This window comes from Streptomyces sp. R28 (assembly GCF_041052385.1).
Taxonomy (GTDB): domain Bacteria; phylum Actinomycetota; class Actinomycetes; order Streptomycetales; family Streptomycetaceae; genus Streptomyces.
This window is the reverse complement of sequence record NZ_CP163439.1, coordinates 10142488-10165896: the sequence shown is the minus strand read 5'-3', so window position 1 is coordinate 10165896 and position 23409 is coordinate 10142488. Positions and strand designations below refer to the sequence as shown.

The 23409-nt window shown below is 68.2% G+C and carries 18 protein-coding genes and 2 pseudogenes; 9 read left to right on the top strand and 11 right to left on the bottom strand.

Annotation, left to right across the window (positions count from 1 at the left end):
• Nucleotides 1-382: 382 nt before the first annotated feature.
• Nucleotides 383-2188 carry a neuraminidase-like domain-containing protein gene (locus AB5J49_RS44275; protein ID WP_369174521.1) on the bottom strand — a complete coding sequence of 602 codons (1806 nt, stop codon included), beginning with the start codon at nt 2186-2188 and terminating at the stop codon, nt 383-385.
• A 374-nt stretch (nt 2189-2562) separates the two neighbouring features.
• On the opposite strand from AB5J49_RS44275, the gene AB5J49_RS44270 reads away from it, so the two are divergent.
• The 4 genes from AB5J49_RS44270 (at nt 2563) to AB5J49_RS44255 (ending at nt 6703) form a co-directional block, all read left to right on the top strand.
• Nucleotides 2563-3165 carry a DUF6230 family protein gene (locus AB5J49_RS44270; RefSeq protein ID WP_369174520.1) on the top strand — a complete coding sequence of 201 codons (603 nt, stop codon included), beginning with the start codon at nt 2563-2565 and terminating at the stop codon, nt 3163-3165.
• Entirely contained in the window at nt 3162-3554 is a 393-nt protein-coding gene (locus AB5J49_RS44265) for a DUF6114 domain-containing protein (protein WP_369174519.1), read from the top strand. The genes AB5J49_RS44270 and AB5J49_RS44265 overlap by 4 nt, the downstream gene beginning before the upstream one ends.
• Before the next feature lies 1 nt (nt 3555).
• Entirely contained in the window at nt 3556-5430 is a 1875-nt protein-coding gene (gene uppS / locus AB5J49_RS44260; RefSeq protein ID WP_369174518.1) for a polyprenyl diphosphate synthase, read from the top strand.
• Nucleotides 5431-6163: 733 nt separating this feature from the next.
• Nucleotides 6164-6703, top strand: coding sequence for a hypothetical protein (locus AB5J49_RS44255; protein WP_369174517.1), 540 nt, complete (start codon nt 6164-6166; stop codon nt 6701-6703).
• On the opposite strand, the pseudogene AB5J49_RS44250 reads toward AB5J49_RS44255, so the two are convergent.
• Nucleotides 6694-6816, bottom strand: a pseudogene (locus AB5J49_RS44250) (IS5/IS1182 family transposase); the annotation flags it as partial. The gene AB5J49_RS44255 and the pseudogene AB5J49_RS44250 sit on opposite strands and share 10 nt — an antisense overlap.
• Before the next feature lie 372 nt (nt 6817-7188).
• Here AB5J49_RS44250 and AB5J49_RS44245 point away from each other — a divergent pair.
• Nucleotides 7189-7635, top strand: coding sequence for a hypothetical protein (locus tag AB5J49_RS44245; protein ID WP_369174516.1), 447 nt, complete (start codon nt 7189-7191; stop codon nt 7633-7635).
• Nucleotides 7636-7814: 179 nt separating this feature from the next.
• The gene (locus tag AB5J49_RS44240) at nt 7815-8936 is read left to right on the top strand and encodes a PP2C family protein-serine/threonine phosphatase (RefSeq protein WP_369175455.1); all 1122 of its coding nucleotides are present in this window, start codon (nt 7815-7817) and stop codon (nt 8934-8936) included.
• A 784-nt stretch (nt 8937-9720) separates the two neighbouring features.
• On the opposite strand, the gene AB5J49_RS44235 is transcribed toward AB5J49_RS44240, so the two are convergent.
• Together AB5J49_RS44235 and AB5J49_RS44230 are read right to left on the bottom strand one after the other, a co-directional pair.
• Nucleotides 9721-11022 carry an RICIN domain-containing protein gene (locus AB5J49_RS44235; RefSeq protein WP_369175454.1) on the bottom strand — a complete coding sequence of 434 codons (1302 nt, stop codon included), beginning with the start codon at nt 11020-11022 and terminating at the stop codon, nt 9721-9723.
• 100 nt (nt 11023-11122) lie between these two features.
• A complete protein-coding gene (locus AB5J49_RS44230) occupies nt 11123-12553 on the bottom strand; it encodes an endo-1,4-beta-xylanase (protein ID WP_369174515.1) in 1431 nt (476 codons plus the stop codon).
• A gap of 920 nt (nt 12554-13473) precedes the next feature.
• Here AB5J49_RS44230 and AB5J49_RS44225 point away from each other — a divergent pair.
• Nucleotides 13474-14940, top strand: coding sequence for a non-reducing end alpha-L-arabinofuranosidase family hydrolase (locus AB5J49_RS44225; protein ID WP_369174514.1), 1467 nt, complete (start codon nt 13474-13476; stop codon nt 14938-14940).
• Between the two features lie 229 nt (nt 14941-15169).
• Here AB5J49_RS44225 and AB5J49_RS44220 read toward each other — a convergent pair.
• Nucleotides 15170-15334 (bottom strand): annotated as a pseudogene (locus AB5J49_RS44220) (pirin family protein); the annotation flags it as partial.
• A 276-nt stretch (nt 15335-15610) separates the two neighbouring features.
• A complete protein-coding gene (locus AB5J49_RS44215; protein ID WP_369174513.1) occupies nt 15611-15769 on the bottom strand; it encodes a hypothetical protein in 159 nt (52 codons plus the stop codon).
• Nucleotides 15770-15939: 170 nt separating this feature from the next.
• Here AB5J49_RS44215 and cutA point away from each other — a divergent pair, with 170 nt between their 5' ends.
• Entirely contained in the window at nt 15940-16266 is a 327-nt protein-coding gene (gene cutA / locus AB5J49_RS44210; protein ID WP_369174512.1) for a divalent-cation tolerance protein CutA, read from the top strand.
• Between the two features lie 62 nt (nt 16267-16328).
• Here the strand turns inward: cutA and AB5J49_RS44205 are convergent, their stop codons facing one another.
• Nucleotides 16329-17465 carry a transcriptional regulator gene (locus AB5J49_RS44205; protein ID WP_369174511.1) on the bottom strand — a complete coding sequence of 379 codons (1137 nt, stop codon included), beginning with the start codon at nt 17463-17465 and terminating at the stop codon, nt 16329-16331.
• A gap of 297 nt (nt 17466-17762) precedes the next feature.
• Nucleotides 17763-18797 (bottom strand): XRE family transcriptional regulator, encoded by a 1035-nt coding sequence (locus AB5J49_RS44200; protein ID WP_369174510.1) that lies wholly within the window; start codon nt 18795-18797, stop codon nt 17763-17765.
• 520 nt (nt 18798-19317) lie between these two features.
• Here AB5J49_RS44200 and AB5J49_RS44195 point away from each other — a divergent pair.
• Nucleotides 19318-19770, top strand: a complete 453-nt coding sequence (locus AB5J49_RS44195) for a DUF6069 family protein (RefSeq protein ID WP_369174509.1) — start codon at nt 19318-19320, stop codon at nt 19768-19770.
• A 72-nt stretch (nt 19771-19842) separates the two neighbouring features.
• Here the strand turns inward: AB5J49_RS44195 and AB5J49_RS44190 are convergent, their stop codons facing one another.
• The 3 genes from AB5J49_RS44190 to AB5J49_RS44180 form a co-directional block, all read right to left on the bottom strand.
• Nucleotides 19843-20844, bottom strand: a complete 1002-nt coding sequence (locus tag AB5J49_RS44190; RefSeq protein ID WP_369174508.1) for a beta-ketoacyl-ACP synthase III — start codon at nt 20842-20844, stop codon at nt 19843-19845.
• Between the two features lie 424 nt (nt 20845-21268).
• Nucleotides 21269-21886, bottom strand: a complete 618-nt coding sequence (locus AB5J49_RS44185) for a PAS domain-containing protein (RefSeq protein WP_369174507.1) — start codon at nt 21884-21886, stop codon at nt 21269-21271.
• Between the two features lie 1032 nt (nt 21887-22918).
• The gene (locus tag AB5J49_RS44180) at nt 22919-23398 is read right to left on the bottom strand and encodes a hypothetical protein (RefSeq protein WP_369174506.1); all 480 of its coding nucleotides are present in this window, start codon (nt 23396-23398) and stop codon (nt 22919-22921) included.
• Nucleotides 23399-23409 lie beyond the last annotated feature (11 nt).

Here is a 23409-nt window from a genome sequence, read left to right as displayed (position 1 = left end):
GAAGAAGACGGCGAACTGGTCCCAGGTGAGCGGGATCTGGGTCGGATTGAGGACGCGGTACTGCTGGACTCCGGGCGTCTGCCGTAGGACCTGGACGGAGTTCTCCTGGTCGGTGATCCGGCGGCTGGGGTCGATGACGAAGACGTGCCCCTTGTACATGGTGAGGTCGCGCGGGTCCTCCACCTTTTCGTTGTGCTGGAAATCGGTGGGAGTGTTGTTGTAGACGACCGGCACCACGGCCTCTTCGTAGGCCGTGAGGCGAAAGACGATGTCGTCGAGCACGGTTTCCCCGAGGCCCGGGCTGAACCGGAACGACCCCGAGTTCACGTTGACGGTTCCGTCGCCCTGGCCGAAGAACCGGGACACGCAGAAGACGACGAGATCACCGGTGTGGGGGTCGGTGAAGGGCCGGAAACAGAAGTTCTCGTGCCACGGACTCTTGGTGCCGAAGAGTTCGGGAGCGGTGTTGTAGTAGGGGGCGTCGATCCTGAGCGTGCCTTTCGTGCTCTTCTGTCCCGTTCACCCGCCGGCTCCAGTTGAGCTGTACCTTCCAGTACCTCTCCGGCTGCTCCATCGGGCTGGTGCCCTGCGGCATCTTCACCTCGCCCGGATCGGAGGCGAGCGTGTACGTGGGCCAGAACAGGTGCAGCCGGCCGTTCCACATCACCGGGATCAGGGTGTCCGACTCGATGTCCAGGTCGATGCGCTCCCAGGGGGTCCATTCCCGCTTCTTGGTCCAGGAGCGGATGTAGTACTCGCGAGGGGTGGAGACGGTGTGGGCGCACACGTGCAGGGTGGATTCGGTTCCGCCCTCCGGTACGTCCGTGTACACCCCGCAGGGCCGCATCCGGGACGCCTTGTCGAGTTGGGCGACGTACTGTTCCACCGCGCGGACCGCGTTCTCGGAGGTCAGCTCCTTTTGGAGCAGCGTGTTCTCCAGCTCCGTGAAGAACGGGGACTTGGTGGTGCGCAGGTCCGGTTCGAAGTAGTTCTCCGGGTAGAGGAAGATCTTCTGGTTGGCCTCCCACAGACGGTAGGACCGCATCCAGTCCCAGTCCCGCCACAGGTCGGGCCCGTACGGATTGGGCGAGACGTACTCCAGGTTGAGCCGCAGGCGCTGGACGAAGAGCTGGACGCTGAAGACGGCCTGGGCGATCCGGGTGGTCAGCTGGCAGGCGCCCATTTCGACGTCGAGCAGGAAGTAGTCGAAGAGGGTGGCCGAGTCGTGCCAGAACGGCCGGCCGCTTTGGTCGGGGAACGGGTTGGCCGTCAAGTAGGCGACCAGCGAGGCACGTCGGCGCTCGCGCAGCCGGTCCTGCAGGGCTCCGCCCGTCGATGGCCAGTCGGCCAGGGGATGCTGGGCCTTGGCTGCCTGCCAGGCGGTCTGCGCGGCCCCCGCCGTGGGCGTGGGGGCGAGCCAGCCGGTGGCCCGCTCGGCCGATACGCCGGTCCTGCGCAGCAGGGTGACCGCGGCGAGCAGGGCACGCGGTCCGGTCTCGGCGCGGAAGTCGGCCGGGCCGGGCAGGTTCAGCAGGTCGGGGCCGCACAGCGTGCCGAGGTCGGAGCGGTCCCAGCGGGTCTGGTCGCCGATCTCGTCGAGCACGGTGTCGACGGTGGCCTGCGGATCGCGGGCCACGGTGAACACGGCCCGCAGGGTGCGGGCGGCGCCGGGGACGCGGTCGCGCAGCCGGGCGAGGTCGAGCAGCCGCACGAAGCGGGCGAAGAGCGGGGAGGCCCCGGGGAAGGGCCTGGGCGGCAGCAGGTTGAGGTCCAGCCAGCCGGAGCTCGCCGCGAAGTCGAACACCCAGGGGATCTGTTCCGCGGTGATGCGCAGCCGGGTCAGCACCAGCGCGACCCGGTGCAGCAGGATCAGCGTGGTGAACTGCTCGGGGAAGCCGCCCCGGGTGATCACCACGGAGGGGTCGCTGCCGACGAACCGGGAGGTGAGGAAGTCCTCCAGCGCGAGCGGCTTCGACGGGGAGCGCAGCCAGGCGCCGAGCAGGACGTCGGCGGAGGCCTGGTCGAGCCCGACGGCGGCCCCCAGCTGCTGCTTCACGGTGATCTCGCTGAGCGTGCGGCGCAGATGGGGGTTGAGCTTGGTCAGCACCCGGGCGAACCGCGCGGCCGGGGAGACGCTCTCCGCGTCCAGATCCTCACCTCCGTGGCCACCATCGCTGCCCGCTTGCAACTGCGCACCGTTCCGGGACACCGCTACCGCCCGCGCGCCCGCATCGTCATCTCCCCCGGCCCGCTGCCCATGACCTGCCACCCCCGCAGCTGACGATCGGGCGAGAGCCCTGCCCTCGCTACGGAACGCATAGGCGCCGCAGGCGACTCCGCCAGAGGCGGCCTGGCGTTTGCCCTGACCATATTGACCTGCGTGACCGTGGACTGCCCGCCCCCTTCCCTGTTGCTGGTTTGCCCCTGGGCCGGCCTAGGGCCGGATCGTCCGTCACCCGTCGCATGGTTCGCCGATGCTGCCCTCATCGGCCGACCGCGATGTCTTATCAGCCGCTGGTCAGTTCGGAGGTACTTCAGACCGGGACGGTCGTTGGACTCGTCATGATCAATAACGACTTGCTCGTGAGGACATGCGGCGGGCGGACGAGCCGCTGCCGGTTCGCCCCGGCGCTGGCTCCCCTGCTGGCTGGTTCCTCCGTCCTGCTGGCCGGGAGCGCAGCAGGTGCCGTCTCCGTGGCGTTCTCCGGGGAGTTACCGGTCACGGTCCATGCCGCGCGGGTGTCCGGGTCGAGGGTGTCGGCCTCCCCGGCCGCCTCGGGCCATGGCGGACTACTGCCGGCGCTGGCCACGCGGATGGAGCAGGCGACGGTCGACGACGCCTGCGTCACCTCCACCGCCCACCTGCCAGCCGTCGGAGCCGTCACCGCCGTCGTGCGCATCGAGCGGGCCGCCGCCACCGATCTGACGGTCGAGGCGGGCAGGTCCACGGCCCGGACAGTGACGCTCTCCGGCGCCAGGTTCAGCACCCCGCAGGTGTCCCTGGACCGGCCCACGGGCCTGTTCACCGTCGGCGCGCAGAAGGTCAGCGGCAGCGAGGTGAGCGTGCAACCGCATGCCTTCACGGCCGGGACGATCACCTCCCGGGGTGTCACCATCGAGATGCGTCAGGGAGAGGGCGGCTGCGAGCCGGGAACTGCCCGATGACTACGGCGATTCGACCCGGTTGGCGGTCCGGGTGGCGGGGGTGGCGTCGGGGCCGCCCGTTCGCGGCAGGCCTGCTGTTGGGACTCGGCGGACTTGAGTTGATCGGCGTCTCCTGGGTGGGACTGGGATTCCTGCGGTTCACCGGCACCGCGGGGGCCGCCTCGTGGACCCTGGGCGCCGTGTTCGTCGTCGCCGGTGCGACGACGTGGCGCAACCCGGCCCTGCGCTACTTCTCCGGCGTCCTGGCCGCCGTGATGTCCCTGGTCAGCCTGGTCGCCGCCAACCTCGGCGGCCTTCTCCTCGGCTTCCTGCTCACCGCCGTCGGCAGTGCCCTGGCCCTGGCCTGGATCCCCCAGCAAACACCTTCGACCCCACAAGAGGAGGCGTGAAATGGGGTTTCCCCCCGTACCCCCCACCTGTGTCTACCAACGCAGCGGCATCCACGATGCCGCCCTGCGCCGCGGCTACGAGGCGTGCCGCCGCGCCACCCGCGCGACGGGCGAGATCGAGTACGCCGTCTCGCTGCTGCTTCCGCCGCCGCTGCGGACCGCCACCTGGGCTCTGTACGGCGCCGTCCGGGCCGTGGACGACCTGGCCGACGCGCCCGGATCCGCCGGCGAAGCGGATCCGGGGCGGGCCGGGCGGCTGGAAGCGTGGATCTCGGCGTTCGACACAGACGTGCGCGAAGGCCGCGGTAGCGACCCGGTACGGCAGGCACTGATCCACACCATGCTGACCTGGAACCTGCCGCCGGGATTCCTGCACACACTGTTCGAGGAGCTCCGCCAGGACGTCCAAGGACGGCAGTTCACCACCTGGCAGGAGTGGCGGAACTACAACAGACTGATCAACACCCCGCTCATGCTGCGCGCGGGCTCACTGCTGCTGCGAGCTGCGGGCCTGTCCACCGAACCGGAAGCGATCGCCGCAAGCGTGCCCGAGGCGGCCGTGGCCTGGCAGACCGCCGTCGATGCGATCTACCTCACCGACGCCCTCGTCGACCTATCCGACGACCTCGACCGCGGCCACGTACCGCTGCCGCAGGAGGCCCTGGACGAGGTCGGCGTGCGCCGGACGGACCTGCTGGCCCGGCGCGCCACCCCGGAGTTCGAGGAACTGGTGCGCCGCCTGGCCGACCGGGCCCGCACCTGGCTGAACCGCACGCCGCTGCCGCCGGTGCTGCACCCGGCGGTCGGCGTCGCGCTCGGCGCCTACACCGACCTGTACCGGCTGCGCCTGAAGGCCGCGGCCGATGTCCCCGCCGCGCTACTGCACCGTCGCCCAGCCTTGCCGCGAACCGCCCGACTGCGCCTGCTACTGCCCGCCCAGGCGAAGGCCGCGCTGGCCTGGGGCCTGTTCCCCTTCCCCATCCAGCCCTGCCCCCCGCAACTCGCACCGGCGCAGGCGCCCGAAGGGCCTGGCGGGGCCAAAGAGACCCGCTCGCCCGCCGCTCAGCGGCACCCGGCCGTCCCTCCACCACCCCACCCCTCCGGCGCCCGCCCGCCCCAACTGCCCGGCGAAGCCATGCCCCGCCACGTCGCGATCGTGATGGACGGCAACGGCCGCTGGGCCACGGCCCGCGGCCTGCCCCGCACCGACGGCCACCGTGCGGGCGCCGACGCACTGATCGACGTCGTCCACGGCGCCCTGGAGATCGGCCTGAAGTATCTGACCGTGTACGCGTTCTCCACCGAGAACTGGAAACGTCCGGCCGGCGAACTGCACGCGCTGATGTGCGAGATCCCCCAGGGGGTGCGTCGTATGGTGGACGAGAAACTGGACGTCCGCGTGCGCTGGGCCGGCGCCCGGTCCCGCCTGCCGGTCGACGTCATCGAGGAACTCCTCGAGGCCGAGCGGACCACCCGCGACCGCACCGGAATGACCCTGACCCTGTGCGTCAACTACGGCGGCCGCGCCGAAATCACAGCAGCCGCAGCGAAAATCGTCCAGGAAGCGGTCGCCGGGAAGGTCGACCCCGGCTCCATCTCCGAGCACGCCTTCGCCCGCTACCTGCACGTCCCCGAACTGCCCGACGTCGACCTGCTGCTGCGCACCGGCGGCGACCAGCGCACCTCCAACTTCCTCCCCTGGCACGCCACCTACGCCGAACTGCTGTTCCTCGACACCCCCTGGCCCGACGTCGACCGCCGCACCCTGTGGGACGCGATCGAACAGTGCGCTCACCGCACCCGCCGCTACGGCTCCGTCCCCCGTATCCCCGCCCAGCACGCCCCACGCGGTGGACAAGGAGCACCGGCGACATGAGCCACATGGCCATCCTGGGCGGCGGACTGGCGGGAACCTGGCCGCCGCAGCCGCGGCCCCGTACATGGACAAGGTGACCGTCCTCGAACGCGATGCCCTGCCCTCTGGACCCACCGCGCGGCCAGGCGTTCCCCAGGCACGCCACAGCCACATGCTCTGGTCGGGCGGGGCGCCGGCCATCGAATCTCTGATGCCGGGCACGATCGAGCGGTTGCTCGCCGCTGGGGCCCGCCAGATCCAGATGACCGCCGACGCCGCGTGGCTCGCCGGAAGCGGCCGGCTACGGCGAACTCCCGGACAGCACTACGTCATCACGTGCAGGCGGGACCTGCTGGACTGGGTGCTGCGGGAACAGGCCCTCCTCGCCGCCCGGGGATCTCCCTGCGCACCAGAGCACAAGCCGTCGGCCTCGTCGGCAACCCACAGCGCGTCACGGGCGTACGCATCCGCGACCGCGTCACCCGCGTCACCCGCGCCACCGAGATCCTTACGCCGACCTGGTCATCGACGCGACAGGCCGCGCATCACGGGCAGGACACTGGCTGACCGAGCTGGGCCTGCCCGCCATCCCGGAAACCGTGGTGAACTGGCGGGCCAGCTACGCCAGCCGATTGTTCCGCGCCCCGAGCGACACCGACGACGCGTTCCCTCTCATCTTGATTCCGCCGGACTTCCTCGCCACAGGCCCCGTACGAGCCGCGCTTGTGCTGCCGATCGAAGAGGGACACAGGGCATGGCGGTCGCGGCCCTCAGCGCCGTCGCACTGCGCGAACAACTCCACGACGGGCACCGGCCGGGCTTCGGCCGCCGTCTCCAGCAGGCCATCGACCGCACCACCCGCCGAGCATGGACCACCAGCCGGGTCCTCAACCTGCTCTACCTCGCACCCAAGCCCTCCCTCGCCGTAGGCCTCATCCGCCGCTGTGCCGTACGGGCCCTCGATGCGGCAGGCGACCGGCCGGTCCTGCACAACGCCCTCTACAACGTCCTGTCGTCCTCCGCCCCCATCACCACCGTGCTCGCCCCAGGGCCGGTGCTCGCCGGAATCCGGGGCCCCCGGCGACAGTCTTTGCCGGGGCCGCCACTGGGAACGGCCGACACCACCGCCGTGTTCCGCGGTACTCCGAGCGGACGGGCCTCCCTCGCCGATGGCAGGAAAGGCAGAAGAACGGTGACCGCAGCGAACGGGTGGAGCCGAACCCGAGACGACATGGGCCAGGCCCGCCTGCATGACCAGGACCGTTACCCGTCGCTGTCGACCACGGGGAGATAGCCGGAAACGCCGGTGCGGGTCACGTAGAGCACCGCGTCCAGGAGGTCGCGCAGGTCGTGGCGGGGTGGGTGGCCGGTGTTGAGGCCGCGGCGGACCTTGTCCTCCCGCCAGCTGGCCAGCTCGCCAGGAGCGGCTCGACCAACGCTCAGCTGGTCAATGTGCCCGCCCCCGCGGTCACCTTGCCCACAACCGAGGCGGGGTGTACGCGCCTTCCATGACCGGCAGGGGGCCGGTGTGGTCGATCCACGCGGACCGAGTGGTCAGCCGGGGGTGGATGCGGTCGGGCATCGGACAGGTCGCTGGGTTAGTGACGGCGTGCGCTCATGGCTCCGGCATAGCCCCGGTGATTTCCGCTTTGCCTGCCCAGAGACATGGGGCGATCCGGATGCCGCGACGGTGCAGGTCACGGACCGCTACGGGACTGTCCGGGCGCTGACGTTGCCAGGGGCGGCGGAGGTCCTCGGCGAGGGGCCGGGCGAGGCGGAGTGGTGCGCCCGGTCGGCCATGGGATCAGCCAAGACCCCGGGAGTTTCGCCGGGCCCCTCTCCGACATCTCCATCCTCCTGAACCTGTTCGCCCAGGGCACGAACAACCACCTCCTGGCCGGACGGCCGCCGCTTCAGGAACTCCAGTTCACCAAGGACCCGGGCGGAAGGCTCGAAGGTGTCAACGACGTGTTCGGCGACGGCTCGTTCTTCGCGATCCTCACCCCCGGACACACCACTGGACACGTCTCCTATCTCGCCCGCACCGCAGAAGGTGCGGTGCTCATGACCGGTGACGTCAGCCACACGCGCTGGGGCTGGGACAACGACGTCGAGCGCGGAACCTACCTGCAGGGACGCGAACCCAGCATCAAGAGCCTGCTCGCCCGGAAGGCGCTCAGCGAGCGCCACCCCAACATGATCGTGAGGCTGGGGCACCAGGAGTAGGCAGTGCAGCCCAGGCGGCCGAGAGCAGCCGATGCCGAGCGCCCGATGAGCTGATCGGGGACTCGACCCGCCCGGCCGGTGGCGAGGACGCCTCAACGAACTGTCACGTGATCGACAGGACGGGTCGTAGGTGGCCGACTGCCGAGCAAGTATGCGGAGGTAGGTGGAAGGCTTGTGGCATGACCCTTCGAGCTTGGGTGGATTTGCGTGATTCCTGGCGGCCGGGTCATGTACCGGCGCTGGTCGTGATCCCGCTGGGGCTGATCGTCACAGTCTGTGTGGTGGATGTGCTGGCTCCGCCGCATATTCACCTTGGTCCACTGCTGGTGGCGGCGCCCGCGATCACGGTGGCGTACGCCGGGGCCCGTGTGACGGCGTTGATGGGAGCGCTCGCGGTGGCGGCCCAGGTGCTGATCGGTGTACTCAGAGGGGTCCTGACCACGGCGAACATTCAGGCCCAGATCGCTGCGCTGATCGTCGTCTCGAGCATCTGTGTCACGATCTGCGTTGTGCGGGACCGGCGCGAGCGGCAGCTGCACCGTGTGCGGTCGGTGGCCGAGGCGGCGCAGAGTGTGCTGTTGCAGCCGCTGCCCACACACGCCGGTCCGCTGCGGATCGCCGGCCTCTACCTCCCCGCGGAAGAAGAAGCCGAGCTGGGCGGAGACCTGTACGCGGCTGCACGGACCGACCACCACAGCACCCGGCTCCTCATCGGCGATGTACGGGGAAACGGCATGGCCGCGATCAGCAACACCGCCCTGCTGCTCGGGGCCTTTCGCGCAGCTGCCCATCGGCAGGCCACCCTTCCCCGCCTCGCTGTCCACCTGGACGGCGCGTTCCGCTGGGACACCAGCCAGTGGCGATCAGAGGCTGCGCAGGACACCAGCGAGGACTTCGCCACCGCCATCCTGCTCGACATTCCCGACCATGATCCGGTCGTCCACCTCATCGCCTGCGGTCACCCACCGCCACTCCTCCTTCGCGGGAATCAGCTCACCCCACTCACCACCGAGGCCAGTCATCTTCCGATCGGATTCGGTGGGGTCTTCGGCGTCGGCACCTACGACGTCCAGACCTTCCCGTTCGAGGTCGGCGACCTGCTGCTCCTCTATACGGACGGTGTCATCGAAGCGCGCAATGCCGCCGGTGTCTTCTACCCGTTCACCGAACGGGCGCAGGATTGGACAACGGACGACCCCGACCAACTGCTGCACCATCTTCGGGAGGACCTGCTGGCCCACGTCCAGGGACACCTTGATGACGACGCGGCCGTGGTCGTGATCCGACGCCAGGCAGTCTGAGCCCTCCCACCGGGTCCACAGCGGGTTCGACGTCGCCTTCGGGGGCCAGCGGGATACCGCCGTGGGAGTTCCGGGCCGTCTCAGGACCGCGTCGTGGGTGGCTCCGGCGTTCTCAGCGTCTCGGCTGGAGGCACTTCGCCGTCCGGGCCCGACCGCTGCCCGCGCGTCCGGGGAGTCGCGCCCCAGCGTTGCGTGGCAGGCCCAGTGCACTCGTCCGTGATGCCCGCTCGAGGCTCTGCTTCGTTTGCTCGCTGCGGCCGGCGTCAGCGTCGCCGACCGGTGCATCGAACTCCAGGTGCAGGATGCTCTGGTAAGCCGGGGCCGCAGACGGCGGCTGAGCGGCGGCCGTCTCGTGGCAGCGTTCCGAGGGCGGAATAGCGGCATGGCCCCTAGATCCGTTCCATAACGCGCAGGGATCAAGCTCTCGGTGACTTCAGAGGATTGTCCCAACCAGGCCAGGTGATCGTCGGATCAGTGCGCCTCATCGGCGCGCAGGCTGCGGGGCGCGACCCGGCGCCTCCCCCGGCTGACCGGCCGGGCGAAGACGGTAAGCCTCTTCCTGACCGAGCGCACGCGTGGCGCCGTCGAGGCCGGGCGGGCGAGACCTCCCTCCGCGAGGGCGTGTTCTTCGAACGCCACGTCTGCCACGGTCTGTTCGCCGGCCGTGACCAGTCCGAAGGCGTGGGAGCTCTCTCCTGAACAGGCCTCTCCGTCCTTCGCTTCGGGACAGACATCGACGGGGTGGAGCCAGGATCATCCTGGCTCCACCCTGTGATGCGGGGTGTCACTGGAACTGTGCGAAGAATCTCCAGATCTCTGCTTTGGTCCAGGTGGCGACGCCGCTGTCGCCGCTGGAGCCGTCGACCGGACCGGGTGCGTGGCCTCCGTCGAACGCAGCCCACTGAACCGGGTATCCGGCACGGCAGCCCGAGTAGGTGGTGGTGATGTGCGTTCGACTGCCCGGCGCGGGCTCGCGCGGGCTCTGGGGGGTGCAGCCGTTGTTGCTGACGAATTTGTCGCGCAGGGACCGTCCTTGCGCGATGTTGAGAACGGAGTCGCTGACGCCGTGGATTCCGAAGTAGGCGATGGGCTGGGTGCCGCCGCTGCATCCGCTGATCTGAGCGCCGGATATGACCGCGACGGCCCTGAAGACGTTCGCGCGGCTGCATGCGAGTGCGTAGCTCATACCGCCACCCCAGCTGAATCCCGTGGCGAAACGCTGTGCCGGGTTGACACAGAGGCCGCCCTCGATTCGCCGGATCATGTCGTCGACGAAGGTGATGTCCTCACCGCCCGAATTGGCCCAGCCGTTGCCGAGGCCCTGAGGGGCGACGAGGATCGCACTGTTGTTCGACTGTTCCTGTTGGCCGTAGTAGGACCAGGCGTTCCCGCTCGTACCGCCCGAGGCGACCTCGCCGGCGGTTCCGCCCCGCCAGTGGAACGCGAAGATCAGCCGGTAGCGGTGGCTGTTGTCGTAGTTGGCGGGGACCCTGAGGATGAAGCTACGGCTCTTGCCGCCGCTCTGAATCGTGTGCGTACCGCTCGACAGAGTCGGTGCGCTGCCGCATCCGCCCCCGCTACCGGACGACAGCTTGACCATCTGCCATTGCTGGTTGGCGCCGCCCCAGTCGGTGTACTGGACGACGTTGCCTCCGTCGGCGGTGGAGGCGCCCTGGACCTCTACCGCCTTGCCGCTGGTGCGGTTGATCAGCCGGACGTGGCCCGCGTCGGAATCGGCCAGGCGGAACTGCTGGTTGGCCCCGTTGTGGTCGGCCCACTGCTGGATCGCGGCACCGTCCGCGGTCGAGGCGCCGGCCACGTCGAGAACCTTGTCCGAATGCCGGGCCTTGAGGCGGTAGAAGCCGTCGCCGGAGTCCACGAACTGCCACTGCTGGTTGGCTCCGTCGCTGCGCGTCCACTGGCTGACCCGCGCGCCGTCGGCGGTGGACGTGCCAGAGACGTCCAGCGCCTTGCCGCTGTTGCGATTGACCAGGACGTACCAGGCATTGGTGTCCACCGTCGCCGCCTCGGCGGGCGCCGGATTCACCGCGGCGAGCATGCCGATCGCGAGGGTCACCGCCACCAGGGCGGCGATCCGGGACCACCAGCGATGTCTTGCTGGAGGGGCGAGGGAAACCGCATCGTAGGCCGTCATCGCTTCACCCTTTCGTTTGTGGCGGGCCTCATCAGGTGCGGGTCCAGCGTTGGTTGCTGCCGTTCGAGCAGGAGTAGAGCTGAATCAGGGTGCCGTTGGCGGTGCCGCCCGCGGCGGCGTCGAGGCAGAGCCCGGACTGGACGCCGACGATGGATCCGTCGGAGTTGAGGCGCCATTTCTGGTTGTCGCCGCCCCAGCAGCCGTAGATCTGGACCTTGACGCCGCTGCCGGTACCGGCGGCGTCCAGGCACTTGTCGCCGTAGACCCTGAGCTCACCGGCGGCGGTGTACGTCCACTGCTGATTGGTGCCGTTGTGACAGTCCCACAGCTGGAGCTGAGTACCGTCGGTGGTACTGCTGCCGGGCACGTCCAGGCAGCGGCCCGACCCGGTGCCCTTGATCTGTCCGGAACCCGAAGGGGGCGTGGAGGTGCCACCGTTGAGCGCGTTGAGGACGGCGGTGTAGGCGGGCTTCTTGCTGCCGTTGCCGTTGAACAGCAGCGGCGTCTGCTCCGCTCGCCAGGAGTCGGTGTCGCGCACACCCCAGACGGTGATGCCGAGGCAGCGCGGGACTGCCAGGCAGTCGTTGGTCACGTTGGCGTAGGTCGTGGCCGAGGCGCCCTGGATGTCGAGTTCGGTGATGGCCACATCGACGCCGAGGGCCGCGAAGCTCTGCAGGGTGGTGCGGAAGTTGCTGTTATACGGGCTGTCGTTGTTGAAGTGCGACTGGAAGCCGACGCAGTCGATCGGTACACCGCGCTGCTTGAAGTCCCGGACCATCGCGTACATGGCCTGAGTCTTGGCCCACGTCCAGTTCTCGACGTTGTAGTCGTTGTAGCAGAGCTTGGCGGCCGGGTCGGCGGCGCGCGCCGTGCGGAAGGCGACCTCGATCCAGTCGTTCCCGGTGCGCTGCAGGTTGGAGTCGCGGCGGGCTCCCGAACTGCCGTCGGCGAAGGCCTCGTTCACGACGTCCCACTGGACGATCTTGCCTTTGTAGTGGGCCATCACGCCGTTGATGTGACCGATCATCGCCTGGCGCAGCGTGCTGCCGCTGAGGGACTGCATCCAGCCGGGCTGCTGGGAGTGCCAGGCCAGGGTGTGACCGCGCACCTGCTTGCCGTTCTGCACCGCCCAGTTGTAGACGCGGTCACCGGCGGTGAAGTTGAACTGGCCCCGCTGCGGTTCGGTGGCGTCGATCTTCATCTCGTTCTCGGGCGTCACCATGTTGAACTCACGGCCCGCGATCGACGTGTACGCCGAGTCGCCCAGCCTGCCCGAGGCGATGGCGGTGCCGAAGTAGCGGCCGCTCTGCGCCGCCGCGGCGCCGAGCGTGCTCTCTGCGGCGTGTGCGGTCGGCGGCGCGACCAGTGCGGTGACCACACCGAGAACGCCGACGATCAGCGCCAACAGCAGGCCGCGGATCTTCCGGCGGATAGCGGGTCTGGGAAGGGCATACGAGCCCATGGCTGTGCCTCCAAGGTAGACATCACGGAATGACTGGAGCGCAGAGGGAAAGGGGCGTCCGCTCCTCGGCAAACGGATCGCACTCGGCAGACGGACGGGGCGGGGCGGAACTCGGGCAGCACGGAATCACCGGACACCGAGGTCATGGGACCAGGGCGATCTCAACCGGCACGGACGGCCAGCGGTCGGCCGCCGGGTGACGTACTGCGGGCGGCAGCGGTGTGTCGACACAGGCACGGGGGCACTCCATCGCGGCTCAGCCGGGGGCCGTCACGCGACGTCGCGTACCTCTCCGACTGCACGAAGAGCCAGGATGCGCTTGTGCGAACCTCACCGGAACGAAACAGGGTGGCGCAGGTGCTTCGGTGTGCGGATCTGCGGTGCAGCTGTGCGTGATCTGCCGTGCAGCACGGTTTGCCCAGGGCCGGCGTAGTTCGAAATCGCGAACCACACCGGCCACTCAGAGAGGGATGATTGAGCGATTGACAGTGACTCGTCAATACTCTGCGCCGAGAAAGTTTCTGTTTCTTGTTCGCAACTTTCGAACTCTTCGAGCCGGACGACCAACCGCTTCCGGCGCCGCCTTCGACAGATCCCGTAGGGCCTGAGCGGGGACCAGGACGAGTGTGCGGACGCTACTTTCTCACCTTTCCTCCCTGAACGGACGCTCGGACTGACGAGCCGTATCGCGAACTCCCGGAGTGCTTCCGGCCGACACGGCAGCTCGCCAAGCCCCCGAGAGAAGGCGCTGTTTGTGGACAGATCGGTGACAGACCTTGACCGGAGGGCCCCACATTCCTAGCTTGTGGCGTCAAAGGTTCGGGGAGCTCTTCGAATGTTTCGAAGCCCGCCCTACCCTCGGTTCGGCCGCTCCTCGGTTCATCGGCGTCACCTCACCCCGCTCCCAAGGAGGCCCTCTGATGTGGTTTCGCCACCCACCCCCGGTTCGCCTGAGACGCCTACTCGCCGTCCTTTCGCCCTTGCTGCTCGTGGCCACCTTCCTCGGTGCCCAGCCCGCCAGCGCGGCGACCGTAGACCCCAACGCCTCGTATGTGCTGGTCAACCGCAACAGCGGCAAAGCCCTCGATGTCTACAACTTGGCGACCGACGACGGCGCCCGCATCACCCAGTGGACCAGGAACGATCAGAACCAGCAGCAGTGGCAGTTCGTCGATTCCGGGGGCGGCTACTACCGCATCAAGTCCCGGCACTCGGGCAAGGTGCTGGACGTCCACAACTGGTCCACCGCGAACGGCGGCTCGATCGTCCAATGGACCGATCTGAACAGCACCAACCAGCAGTGGCGGCTGGCCGACAGCTCGGACGGCTACGTGAGACTCATCTCGCGCCACAGCAACAAGGCCCTCGAAGTACAAGGCGCCTCCACTGCCGACAACGCGAACATCGTCCAGTACGACGACTGGGGCGGCAGCAACCAGCAGTGGCAGTTCGTCAAGGTCGGCACCGACAACCCCGGACCGTGCGACCTTCCGTCGACATACCGCTGGACATCAACGGGCGCACTGGCGCAGCCCAAGCCGGGATGGGCCTCGCTCAAGGACTTCACCGTCGTCCCCTACAACGGCCGGCAACTCGTCTACGCGACGACGCACGACACGGGGACGAGCTGGGGTTCGATGAACTTCGGCCTGTTCACCAATTGGCCGGAGATGGCCTCGGCCAGCCAGAACACGATGTCCGCTTCCACCGTCGCACCCACGCTCTTCTACTTCGCGCCGAAGAACATCTGGGTGCTCGCCTACCAGTGGGGCGGGACCGCCTTCTCCTACCGGACGTCGAGCGACCCCACCAACCCGAATGGCTGGTCATCCCAGCAGGTGCTCTTCTCCGGAAGCATCTCCGGCTCCGGAACAGGGCCCATCGACCAGACGCTCATCGGTGACGGGACGAACATGTACCTGTTCTTCGCCGGTGACAACGGCAAGATCTACCGGGCCAGTATGCCGATCGGGAACTTCCCGGGCAGCTTCGGCTCGACCTCGACAGTGGTCATGAGCGATACGACGAACAACCTGTTCGAAGCCCCGCAGGTCTACAAGCTCCAGGGCCAGAACCGCTACCTCATGATCGTCGAGGCGATCGGCTCGCAGGGCCGCTACTTCCGCTCGTTCACGGCCACCAGCCTGAACGGCTCATGGACACCCCAGGCCGCGACCGAGAGCAATCCTTTCGCCGGCAAGGCCAACAGTGGCGCCACCTGGACCAACGACATCAGTCATGGCGAACTGATCCGCACCAGCCCTGATCAGACCATGACCGTCGATCCCTGCAATCTGCAGTTGCTCTACCAGGGGCGCAGCCCCAACTCAGGCGGCGACTACGGCCTCCTGCCCTACCGTCCGGGTCTGCTGACACGGCAGCGCTGACGGTATGACACGGGTCCGGCTCCGGTAGGGAGCCGACGCGGCGGGCTCGGTTGAAGGCCGAGCCCGCCCGCGTCAGGCGACAACGTAAGCCCTCATACGGCGACGGAGCTCGGGGCCCGACAACAAACACCACGGACCCACTGATGGACGCCCAGGATGACGTCTCCCGCATGTGGCTCTCTGCCACAGCTGACCACAGGCAGCACTGATACCCGCACCTTCTCGCAGGTCAGCGCACTCTTCCGCGCGGCTTCAACGGCACGGCCGGCAGTTCCGGAGCGGGCAGCGGAGCCCCGTCGTACCCCTTCACCTCCCCGAACCGGGAGCCTTCCACCCAATCCCGACGCGCCTGCACGATCTCCTCCTGCGACCGTCCGATCCAGTTCCAGAACATAGCGGATCCTGCCCGCATCAGTGCAGGTCAGCGGTGTTCCGGACCGGTGAGGGTCAGCAAGCTGCCAGCATCGGTCGTGGAGGAGTCAGCAACCATGGGTTCCGCTGTCCTGGTTCGTGGGATGGGGTCGTTTTTCAAGGAGTGTGAGCATCCGCGGTCGCGGTGGTCGAAGTGCCCTCACCCTTACAAGGTTCGGTACCGGTCGGCGGCGGGGCGGCAGTTGGAGGAGTCCGGGTTCGCGACCCAGGATGCGGCCATCGAGCGTTTGACGGAAATCTACAAGGCGAAGAAGGCGGCCCCTCGGGGCCAGGCGAAGGCGGAGCGGATCGCCCGGTACGGGGCGATGCGGTTCGAGGAGTACGCCGGCGAGTGGAAGGCCGGGCAGCGGGATCCGGGGCCGGCCTCGGTGGTGCACCTGGAGTCGCTGCTGAACATCCATCTCCTGCCGCTGCTGGGCAGCCGGCGGATGAACTCCTTCGACCACAAGGTGGCAGGTTCCGCGCCTGTCAGGGCGACCCTCGCCCCCCTGGCACACGACGCGCCAAGGGCGAGTACGAGAGGCGGGTGGGTAGGGTCGTGGTACACCGAGCTGGAGAGGCAGTTGCATGGCCAACGAGATGGTGATCGCGCAGACGACCATCGACAACGAGGACCAGGCGAGGGCGCTGGCACGGGGCGCGGTTGAGAGCAAGTTGGCAGCGGGCGTTCACATCGACGCTCCGATCACCGCCGTCTACTGGTGGAAGAACGAGGTCGAGACGGCGCGAGAGTGGCGAATCTCGTACATGACGACGACAGACCGTCTCCCGCAGCTGGAGGCGTGGCTGTCCGAGAAGCACCCGTATGACGTCCCCCAGTGGATCACGCTGCCTGTGACCGGCGGGTCGGAGGCGTACCTGTCGTGGATTGTTGAGGAGACCACGCGGGACTGACGAACGACGTGTCGCGCGACGGCGCTCTTGTCCTGAGCTCGCCCGTGTACCAGGGGATCAATTCAGGACGCGAACTGCCGCAAGTGCTGGGCGAGTTCCCGCTCACTGTCGGGGAGCCATGCGGCGATTTTCGCGGCGCGTTCCTTGCCCATCGTATTGGGCTTGGCCTGTGACGCGGCCGTGAACTGGCGCGATACGTAGACGCCTTGTTCGACGTCGCCTCCGCGCAGCAGGGCCGCGGCGAGATCACCGAGGACGACAACGCCGCCATCCGGTAGTTCGTCCCCGAGGCGGTCGACCGCGGTGTCGGCCGTGGCAGTGAGTTCGGATCGCCCCAACTGGCCGTACACAGAAAGGGCCAACGAATCCATCCGGTACGGCGTCACAAAGCGGACCCACGCCTGCTCGCTGGTGTGATCCGCGAAGTCGTAAGCGAAGCGTGCTCGGTCGAGCGCACGCAGCGCTCCTGTCTCGTCGCCGGCCGCGCCTGCTTCCTCCGCGTGCCTTCCGAGGACCCACGCTGCGGCCGTGGCGTTGCCGTGGCCGCGCACATCCTGGGAGGCTTGGGACAGGAGTTCCAGCTTCCTCTTGGGTGTCGGAGCCCCGTAGCTGGCGTAGGTGAGGGCCAAGGCTCTGAGGGCAGGATGCCCGGCCTTCGCCGCGCACTCAGTCGTGACGTCGTAGTAGGCGCCGGCCTTGTCGTACTCACCCACGTCCCAGGCCACCCATCCGGCAAGGGCGGCGGTTTCCCCGGCAGCGATGGTGAGCGCCCGCTCGTGCTCGCCGGCGTGAGGCAGGGCTGCGGTGATCGCGTCAAGGTGGGACTCAACGGCGCTTTGCAGGCGGCGGGCACTGAGATTGAGTTCCTGGACATGCAGGTCAGCAGCTCGGTTGATGAGCGCGACCGCAGCGGGCGTGTCGATACGGGAGCCCTTGCTGAGGGCGAAGGCGAGCCGGCCCCAGGGCTCGGCAGCCGCGCTTATGCCAATGGCGGCGCTGCCCAGCAGCGTGCGGCGCTTCACGTCGTCCTGGTCCTCCTCTTCACGGACGTTCCCCCTCCTCCGTCGGGTGCGGGCGGCCTTGGCCTCCCGCAGTAATTCTTCGTAAGGGACGCCGCAGGCCACCGCGATGTGGGCGAGTGTGTGGTTCGTAGGGACGTTCTCAAACTTCTCGTAGCGGCTGATCTCCCGGCGGGTCATGGTGTCTCGGCCGGAGACAGCGTTGATCGCTTCTGCCTGCTGCTCTTACGTCCGGCCTGCGTCGTTCCGGAGCCGGAGCATCAGTTCGGCGAACGGATCTGGCATGAGTGTGACCTCTGTCGGGGGCGGATTCCAATCATGGCCTCAATTCCCCCCTGGGTTTCCCCCCTTGACAGATTTTTCCCCCTCTGGATTCCCCTGGTAGGCGGCCTCGCAGCGCGGTGCGATGGGCCCATGACCACGTACCTCAAGTCGGGCAACCGAGGCCAGCCGGTGCTACTCCGGGACGAGATCAAGTTAGGCGGCCATCTCTTGCCGAATCCGGTCCAGGGCATGGTCTGCGACTTCCCTGATCTCCGGCAGCCGGCGGTGCGACGCGCGCACCATGCGCTGCAGTTGGTGGGGAAGGCGCTGGCGGACAGCTTCATCGATGGCGGTGTGCAGGGACTGCGCGGCGCCGCCGCAGTCGTCGGCGGCCAGCCGTACCTGGGCCACGGTGATGAGCTCGATCACGCGCCACTGCGGGGCGACCGTGGTCGTCGGTACAGGACTGCCCTGCTCGACCAGTTGTATGGCGATGTCGGTTCTGCCAGTGGCCATCAGCCCTCGAAGTCGGATCTCGTGCAGAGCGTAGGGGTTGAACAACGACGTGTGTTCGGTCTCCTCGAGGAGCCGGTTCGTCTCCCGCATCACCTCGTCGAACAGAGGCTGGTTCCGGAGGGTGCCGACCGCGCGAGCGAGCAGCGGAAGTACGGCTGCTTTCGCCTCGTGGTGCGGTGCAATGGCAGCCGCGTGCTGCAGACGGTCGACGGCGGCTCCGTGGAGGCGAGCTTTGCGCAGCTCGTTGCCGTGCATGCGCAACACGTAGGAGGTGAAGGCCGGGTCGCCGAAGTAGCGGGCGATGTCGATGCTCTTCGCGGTCCAGCGGGCGGCAGTGCTCAGTCGTTCCTCCGGCAGGACGTTGCCCAGGGCGACGCCGAGGCCGACACGGGCTCGGGCCAGGAGGTGCAGGACGTCCCGTTCCGTGTACCCGTCCTCCATTCGTGCTTCGAGCCGGGCGACCAGGGGCCACAGCTCGGCAACGGCTTCGGAGGCGTGTCCGGACTGTCGGGCGATCTCGGCGAGGCGAACGGTGGACTCGCCGAACTGGAGCATGGCGCGATGGTCGGTGTCGGCAGGATCGGTGACGCCGACGATGTGCGGAGGCAGACGCAGGGTCTCGGCGATGTGCCGTCTGGAGCCGATGTCGTCAAGGCTCCGTTTGCCGAGTTCGAGGAGCGAGATGTACGTCTTGTCGTAGCCGAGGAGCTGCCCGAGTTCGGACTGGTTCATTCCGTGTACGGCGCGGTGGAATCGGATGCGTCACCAGAACACCTCGGCGGCAGGGCAACCCCGTGAGCCAACGATCGCGCTGTTCCTCACAGCGCCGGCGGGCCGGCGCCGGTTGGCTGACGCCGGTTGGCTGACGCCGGTTCAGGCTCACTGGCTGGTTTCAGGCGCCCTGGTCGGTGCGTGTCAACAGCGGGACCGCCGCCCCGCGACGGCCGTCGACGCCGCCATGGCGACGGCTCCGGGCCACCCCGCGCCGCGAGCCTGGTCCCCCACCACCGCCCGGATGAAGCTCGAAGTGCCGCTGCCGGACGTCTTCGCGTGACTTCCCGATGCTGTTCGTGACCGAGACCATCCAGCTCGACGAGGTGGAGAAGGCGTTCGAGCGGATGCACCACGGCTACGTCCTGCGCTCGGTGGTGATGCTCTGAGCGCAAAGCGCGCAACTCCCTTGCCGCATGCCAGATGCGGCGCCCCTATCGTCGGGCGGACCGCCCCTTCTCCTCGACGACACGGGAGTGCCATGACCATTGAGAAACTCCATCGCGGCCAGGTCGTACTGGGTACCGTCGCCGCGGCGGTACTGGGCAGCGCGGGCAATGCCCTGGTGTCGTGGGTGGCGCGGAGCCTCGGCTCGGATCCGCAGGTGATCCAGGGCTTGCAGCCCAAGGGGTACGTGGTGCTCACCACCCTCGGCGTGATCGTGGGCGCCGTCGTGTGGGCGCGGATCCGCCGGCGTTCCGAGCGTCCCCGGGAAGTGCTGCGCAAGCTGGTGCCGACCGTGGTCGGGGTGTCCTTCCTCGCCGACGTTCCGGTGTTCTTCCTCGATGGCGCGGACGTGCTCGGCGTGTTCGCGCTCATGGTCATGCACGTGGTGGTCGCGGTGATCGCCGTGCCGATCTTTCGGCGTGTCATGCCCCTGGCGGAGGACCGTACCTCGCCGACCGATGAAGTCCACGCGCCGCTCGGGGCCTGAGCAAGTACGTGCCCTGTTCGGGAAGTTGTGGTGCGGGGCCGCGCTGATGCCCGGCCCCGCCGAGGTGCCCCGCTAGTCCGCGAGGGCGATCTCGGGCCACGTCAGCGATGTCGACCCCCAGGTGAGGCCGCCTCCGAAGGCGGTCAGCAGCACGCGGTGGCCGGCCCGCAGTTCCCCGTCGCGTAGACCGTGGTCGAGGGCCAGCGGGATCGAGGCGGCTGAGGTGTTGCCGACGCGGGCGATGTTGGACACGAAGCGGTCGCGGTCCACCCGCAGTTCCGTGGCGACCGCGTCCAGGATGCGGGCGTTCGCCTGGTGCGCGACGACTCGGTCCACGTCGGACGTCTGCAGCCCGGCGCTCTTCAGCGCGGACTGCGACGAGGCGGTCATCCGGGTGACGGCGTTGGCGAAGACCGCGCGGCCCTCCATCCTGAAGTACTGGTCGCCCGGGTCGGCCGGGGCCGGGGAAGAGCGCTGCCGCGATCCGCCGCCGGGAACGGTGATGAGGTCCGCGAGTTCGCCGTGGCTGCCGAGGTCGAACGGGCCCAGCGCGCCCGGCTCTTCGGGATCACCGGCGCGCAGCAGCACCGCACCTGCGCCGTCCCCGAAGATCACGGAGGACGTGCGGTCCTCGGGGTCGAGGATCGTGGAGTAGGTGTCCGCGCCGATCACGAGCAGCGACTCGACGAGTCCGGATGCGATGAGACCGGCGCCGACCGCGAGGCCGTAGACGAAGCCGGTGCAGACGGCGGCGAGGTCGAAGGCGGGCACGGTGCCGAGGCCGAGGCGGGAGGCGATCTCGGGAGCCGTCGCGGGGCAGGGCCGGTCGGGGGTGGTGGTGGCCAGCAGTACGGCGCCCGCTCCGGGAACGCCCGCCGAGCGCAGGGCGCGCCGGGCAGCCTCGACGGCGAGATCCGATGTCGCCGTGCCGGGGTCGATCATGTGTCGGGTGGCGACGCCGATGCGGCTGCGGATCCACTCGTCCGTGGTGTCGAGTCTGTGGGTGAGTTCCTCGTTGGTCACTGCCCTCGGCGGGAGCCATGATCCGAGTCCCGCGACTATCGCTGCCGGCATTCTCGTCCTTCCTCACGGGTCGACGTCCAGCGGCGCTGTGGGCAGCGAGCGGCTGGGAGAGATGGAGGCGCAGAGGCGCATGGTGAAAGACGTGCGACGGCCCGCCCGCCGCGCCACAGCGGGCGGGCACGACCGCCGGTCTTGGAGGAATGAGGTGAGCCGACGGATGCCGTCGGCTCGGGATGAGACCACAGGGCGCGCGAGGCCCGCGGTGGTTGCGTGTGGGGGGACGGGCTTCGGGTCGTGCTGTGCACGGCCCGGGCGGCGGAACGGATGGGCGCCACTGCTGGGAGTCCACGGACCGAGCGGTGGTACGTGGTGCGGTGGGTGGCGAGTTCGGTGCGGGGACGGGCGTCGGTGTTCCGGGACGGCTCTGGGCGGTGGCCCTGGCCGTCGGCGTCCGGATCCGGCTCGTCCGGGGCGGTCACTTCACATAGTCGGGCGACACCTTCGGCGGCCATTTGCCGACACTCAGGACGCCGAGGCTGTATGCGCGGCTGACGAGGGCGGCGCGGTTGGGTGCCTTGAGCTTCTTGAGCATGGTGCCGACGTGGTACTCGACGCCCTGCCTGCTGAGGAACAGGCGGGAGGCGAGGCATATCGTGGACTCGCCGCTGGCTATGCCTTCCAGGATGCGGGCGTGGATCTCGCTGAGGATGCGAGTGCGGTCGACGACGACGGCGTTGACCTGTACGGCCTCCTCCGGGTTCACGACGACGACGAACCCGACGAGCTCGCCGCACGCGGCGTGCACGGCGATGCCCGTGATGTCTCCGGTGAACACGGCCTGCCGGGGCCCTATGCCGGCGAGGTGCTCGACGAAGCGTTCGCGGCGCCCGTCGAGGAGGCGTTGGAACTGTTTGCGCATGGGGGCGTGCACACCGGGGTGCAGCAGGTCGTAGAAGCTGCTGCCGACCAGGGTCTCCCGGTCGCAGCCGAACTGGTCGACGAACTCTTCGTTCGCCTCGACGACGCACATCTGGGGGTCCAGGCTTGCGAGGAGGAGGCCGGACCGGTCCAGGAGCGTTCTGAACACATCCACTTCGGGCACGTTCGTAGCCGTTGCCGGACCAGAGGACTGGTCAATTCCAAGATAGCCAGCGGCGGCGGTATGCATAGAAGCTGTCCTCACTTGAGCTAAATTTGAGGTAACTGAATCCCAGCTCCTCCCGGAAAGTCGACGCCTCTCCGGGAGGAATTCCGGGAATCCCCCGGGTTTGATCGTAAGGAAATTCTTATCGCAGGGTCAATGAAGCCCTCCCACCATTTGATGACTATCCGTCAGTAACCTGGGACCTTCGTCGACGCATCACACACAGAAGAAACACGGACGAAAGTAGACATTCCACAGAAATGATCAGGTCACCAGACCCATGAGACAGCGCGAGATGTAGGTTTCCGACGATCCCCTCGGCCTTGGACTGTTTGCACACACACCACAGCCCGGCCAAGTACCGAGATCGACAACACACCGGGTGCCAGTTCGCGGGAACCGCATGATCCACGCCACCCGAGGGCGCATCACCGGGCACCGTCGGTCGGATCGACTCGCCCACCACGCGACTTGAGGGACGCCTCGACACCCCTCCGGCTGCCGCCAGGGCCCTTACGCCGCGCGGCGGACCCCGGGATCCCTGCACCGACAGGCCCTTTTCCGCCAAGATCCACCTTGGGTTTCACGGCCCGTTTCCGCTCTATTGCAGCTCCGTTACCGCGTGAACCCTCTCGCATCACCACCGGTGCCGGAAGTTTACAATTCGGCGGGCTGGAGCGGCGCCGACCGACAAGGAACAGACAGAAAGCGCCTATGACGTGCGCACCTGCAGGCACCCACTGCAACCCAAATTATTTACCAAGCCTTGACGAACCGGCACCCCTGGGCCGCGAAGATCATCACGGAACTCTTCACACGTTCTTCCCATTCTCTGGAAATAGCCCGACTCATTCGAGCCACTTTCCCGCACGAACAACAGAGGCGCACCGAAACCGCACACCACCACACCTCACAAGGTGACGCGCGTCAATGTGAGTGCCTCAGGTAACCATTGATCCGGATCCGCCTCCGACGAGCCGGTCACCGGTGCCCTCGGTGCCGGGCCGAGCGCTGCAAGCACGCCGGAACGAGCCGGTACAGCCCGGGCCCTCCGGACACGAACGCCAGCCCGAAGCGGGTGAGGAAGTCGATGAACTCGTCGTCGACGAACTCGTCCTGCACGAGTTCGATCTCCCTGGCCGCCCTCGGCTCGATGGCCGCCGCGACGGCGTTGGCGGTCTTGTCGTAGATGACGACGTCCGGCAGATCGTCGGCGAAGTACCCCCGCGCGAGGGCGGCCGGCGAACTGCTGTCGTCGAGGAACCCCACGACGTCCCAACCGTCTTCCGTCGCCCCCGAAATGGCCAGCCGCGCGGCCAGCTCGGACCCGGTCGCCCAGGTGACCCGAAAGCCACGCCGGACGAGTTCCTCGATCAGTGCCAACATGGGCAGTTCCTGCCCGTGCTCGGGGTCGCTGAAGACGGCGACGTGCCGCCGCTCCCCGAACGCCTCCTGAGTCATGACGCCCCAAC

Bases quoted from the DNA above. Each gene is read 5' to 3' on its own strand.
- AB5J49_RS44270 (WP_369174520.1), top strand. From the start codon at position 2,563: ATGATCAATAACGACTTGCTCGTGAGGACATGCGGCGGGCGGACGAGC.
- AB5J49_RS44265 (WP_369174519.1), top strand. From the start codon at position 3,162: ATGACTACGGCGATTCGACCCGGTTGGCGGTCCGGGTGGCGGGGGTGG.
- uppS (WP_369174518.1), top strand. From the start codon at position 3,556: ATGGGGTTTCCCCCCGTACCCCCCACCTGTGTCTACCAACGCAGCGGC.
- AB5J49_RS44255 (WP_369174517.1), top strand. From the start codon at position 6,164: ATGGCGGTCGCGGCCCTCAGCGCCGTCGCACTGCGCGAACAACTCCAC.
- AB5J49_RS44240 (WP_369175455.1), top strand. From the start codon at position 7,815: ATGACCCTTCGAGCTTGGGTGGATTTGCGTGATTCCTGGCGGCCGGGT.
- AB5J49_RS44230 (WP_369174515.1), bottom strand. From the start codon at position 12,553: ATGGGCTCGTATGCCCTTCCCAGACCCGCTATCCGCCGGAAGATCCGC.
- AB5J49_RS44225 (WP_369174514.1), top strand. From the start codon at position 13,474: ATGTGGTTTCGCCACCCACCCCCGGTTCGCCTGAGACGCCTACTCGCC.
- AB5J49_RS44215 (WP_369174513.1), bottom strand. From the start codon at position 15,769: ATGTTCAGCAGCGACTCCAGGTGCACCACCGAGGCCGGCCCCGGATCC.
- cutA (WP_369174512.1), top strand. From the start codon at position 15,940: ATGGCCAACGAGATGGTGATCGCGCAGACGACCATCGACAACGAGGAC.
- AB5J49_RS44205 (WP_369174511.1), bottom strand. From the start codon at position 17,465: ATGACCCGCCGGGAGATCAGCCGCTACGAGAAGTTTGAGAACGTCCCT.
- AB5J49_RS44200 (WP_369174510.1), bottom strand. From the start codon at position 18,797: ATGAACCAGTCCGAACTCGGGCAGCTCCTCGGCTACGACAAGACGTAC.
- AB5J49_RS44195 (WP_369174509.1), top strand. From the start codon at position 19,318: ATGACCATTGAGAAACTCCATCGCGGCCAGGTCGTACTGGGTACCGTC.
- AB5J49_RS44190 (WP_369174508.1), bottom strand. From the start codon at position 20,844: ATGCCGGCAGCGATAGTCGCGGGACTCGGATCATGGCTCCCGCCGAGG.
- AB5J49_RS44180 (WP_369174506.1), bottom strand. From the start codon at position 23,398: ATGACTCAGGAGGCGTTCGGGGAGCGGCGGCACGTCGCCGTCTTCAGC.